The organism is Nocardioides sp., from assembly GCF_047607365.1.
GTDB lineage: Bacteria > Actinomycetota > Actinomycetes > Propionibacteriales > Nocardioidaceae > Nocardioides.
This window is the reverse complement of sequence record NZ_JASGDD010000009.1, coordinates 1-2,871: the sequence shown is the minus strand read 5'-3', so window position 1 is coordinate 2,871 and position 2,871 is coordinate 1. Positions and strand designations below refer to the sequence as shown.

Genomic DNA, 2,871 nt, shown 5'->3' with positions numbered 1-2,871 from the left:
GTCTCTCAATTCGGCCGGCGCCCCGACGGCGCCGCATCCCGACCGGCTTCGTTGTCGACGCTCAGCGCAGCCCGCTGCGCTTTCGCGCCTCCGCCTCGCCGGATCGGGCGCGGCGCCGCCGGATGCGTTTCGCCCGAATTGAGAGACACACCCTAGAGGAGCCGGGCGTATAGCTCCCGGGTCTCCTCGGCGATGGCCGTCCAGCTGAACCGCTCGACGGCGCGCTCCCGGCCGGCGACGCCTTGGGCGAGCGCCACGCCCGGGTCGGCGAGGGTGGCGTTGAGCGCGGCGGCGAAGTCGGCGACGTACCGCTCGGGGTCCAGCGGCGTGCCGGTGCCGTCCGTCGCCTGCTCGATCGGCACGAGCGTGCCGGTCACGCCGTCGACCACCACCTCGGGGATGCCCCCGGTGCGGGTCGCGACCACGGCCGTGCCACACGCCATCGCCTCGAGGTTGACGATGCCGAGGGGCTCGTAGATCGAGGGGCAGGCGAAGACGGTCGCCTGGGTGAGCAGGGTCGAGACGTCGCTGCGGGGCAGCATCTCGTCGATCCACACCACCCCGTCGCGGGTGGCCTGCAGGTCGCGGACCAGGCCGCTCACCTCCGCGGCGATCTCGGGGGTGTCCGGGGCGCCGGCGCACAGCACCAGCTGCACCTCGGGCGGCAGCTGGGCGGCTGCGCGGAGGAAGAGGGGGAGCCCCTTCTGCCGGGTGATGCGGCCGACGAAGATGACGCTCGGCCGGTCGGGGTCCACGCCGAGCTCACGCGCGCGCTGCGGGTCGTCGGTCGGCTGCCAGAGGCTGGAGTCGATGCCGTTGAGGATGGTGTGCACCCTCGCCGGGTCGACGGCCGGATAGGCGTGGAGCACGTCCTCGCGCATCGCGTCGCTGACGGCGATGATCGCGCTCGCGCCCTCGTAGGCGGTGCGCTCGGCCCAGCTCGAGACGGCGTACCCGCCGCCGAGCTGCTCGGCCTTCCACGGCCGCAGCGGCTCGAGCGAGTGCGCGGTCAGGACGTGGGGGATGCCGTGCAGGAGGCCGGACAGGTGGCCGGCCATGTTGGCGTACCACGTGTGCGAGTGGACGAGGTCGGCCCCGGCGGTGTCGTTCGCCATCGCGAGGTCGACGCCGAGGGTGCGCAGCGCCGGATTGGCCCCGGCCAGCGAGTCCGGGTCGCCGTACGACGTCGTGCCGGCCTCGTCGCGAGGCGCGCCGAACGCGCGGACCTCGATGTCGTCGTCGCCGTCGCGCAGCGCCCGGACGAGCTCGGCGACGTGCACGCCCGCGCCGCCGTAGATCTCCGGCGGGTACTCCTTCGTGAGGATGTCGACGCGCACACCCAGACAGTAGCGTGGGCTCATGGCCGTGCCGATGCGCAAGAAGGTGATGGCGATCGTGCTGGCCGGCGGGGAGGGCAAGCGGCTGATGCCCCTCACCACCGACCGGGCGAAGCCGGCGGTGCCCTATGCCGGCATCTACCGCCTGATCGACTTCGCCCTCTCCAACGTGGTCAACAGCGGCTGCCTCCAGGTGGTCGTGCTGACGCAGTACAAGTCGCACTCGCTGGACCGGCACATCACCCAGACCTGGCGGATGTCGACGATGCTCGGCAACTACGTCGCGTCCGTGCCGGCGCAGCAGCGGGTCGGCAAGAACTGGTACCTCGGCTCGGCCGACGCCATCTACCAGTCGCTCAACCTGATCGGCGACGAGCGGCCCGACCTCGTCGTCGTGGTGGGCGCCGACCACGTCTATCGGATGGACTTCGCGCAGATGGTCGAGCAGCACATCGAGCTGGGCGCGCCCTGCTCGGTCGCCGCCATCCGCCAGCCGATCTCGCTGGCCGACCAGTTCGGGGTCATCGACGTCCCCGCCGACGACCCACGGCGGATCCGGGAGTTCCTCGAGAAGCCGACCGACCCGGTCGGCCTGCCCGACTCGCCCGACGAGGTGCTCGCCTCGATGGGCAACTACTGCTTCGACACCGACGCCCTGGTCGACGCCGTCACCCGCGACGCCTCCGACCTCGCCTCCAAGCACGACATGGGCGGCGACATCGTCCCCGGCTTCGTCGAGCGGGGCGAGGCGGCGGTCTACGACTACAAGGACAACTACGTCCCGGGGTCGACCGACCGCGACCGCGGCTACTGGCGGGACGTCGGGACGATGCGCTCCTACTACGAGGCGCACATGGACGTGGTGTCGCCGCTGCCGGTCTTCAACCTCTACAACTACGAGTGGCCGATCTTCACCTCCCACGGCCCCTACCCGCCGGCGAAGGTGGTCCGCTCGGAGGTCGACGAGGTGCTGTTCTCCCCGGGGGTCGTCGTGACGGGGGGCTCGGTGCACCGATCGGTGCTCTCGCCGGGCGTCTTCGTGTCGTCCGACGCCACCGTCTCCGGCTCGGTGCTGCTCAACGACGTGAAGATCGGCGCGGGGGCGGTCGTGCGCAACGCCATCCTCGACAAGAACGTCGTCATCCCGCCCGGCGCCCGCGTCGGCGTCGACCCGGAGGAGGACGCGGCCCACGGCTTCGTGATCCTCGACGGCCTCACCGTCGCGGGCAAGGACCAGCCCTACGACTGAGCCGCCGCGGCGTCTCGCGGCGGCAGCGAGCCTCGCCGGCCCCGGGGTCGCAGCGGAGGGGGATCAACGGGTGTTTCCGCTCGCGTCGGCGCGGCTAGGGTGGCGCCATGAGCCTCCACGAGTCGCTGACGGGGATCACCGTCGCCTTCCTGGGTGGGACGGGAGCGTTGGGCACCTCGCTCGGCGGGCGCTTCGCGAGCGCCGGCGTGCCGGTGATCCTCGGCAGCCGCAGCCAGGAACGGGCCGACGCCGCCGCGGCCACCGTGGCAGCGGTGGCCGCGGTGG

General features: G+C 72.2%; 3 protein-coding genes. 2 read left to right on the top strand and 1 reads right to left on the bottom strand.

Features of this window, described 5'->3' with window-relative positions; translation table 11 throughout:
* Positions 1–152: 152 nt before the first annotated feature.
* Positions 153–1,337: a glycogen synthase gene (gene glgA / locus QM572_RS00630; RefSeq protein ID WP_415088935.1), complete on the bottom strand. Its 1,185-nt coding sequence runs from the start codon at positions 1,335–1,337 to the stop codon at positions 153–155.
* Between the two features lie 22 nt (positions 1,338–1,359).
* On the opposite strand from glgA, the gene glgC reads away from it, so the two are divergent.
* Together glgC and QM572_RS00620 are read left to right on the top strand one after the other, a co-directional pair.
* Positions 1,360–2,586 (top strand): glucose-1-phosphate adenylyltransferase, encoded by a 1,227-nt coding sequence (gene glgC / locus QM572_RS00625; RefSeq protein ID WP_415088933.1) that lies wholly within the window; start codon positions 1,360–1,362, stop codon positions 2,584–2,586.
* A 107-nt stretch (positions 2,587–2,693) separates the two neighbouring features.
* The coding region (locus QM572_RS00620) for an NAD(P)-binding domain-containing protein (protein ID WP_415088937.1) at positions 2,694–2,871 on the top strand (178 nt) is incomplete at its 3' end.

Bases quoted from the DNA above. Each gene is read 5' to 3' on its own strand.
- glgC (WP_415088933.1), top strand. From the start codon at position 1,360: ATGGCCGTGCCGATGCGCAAGAAGGTGATGGCGATCGTGCTGGCCGGC.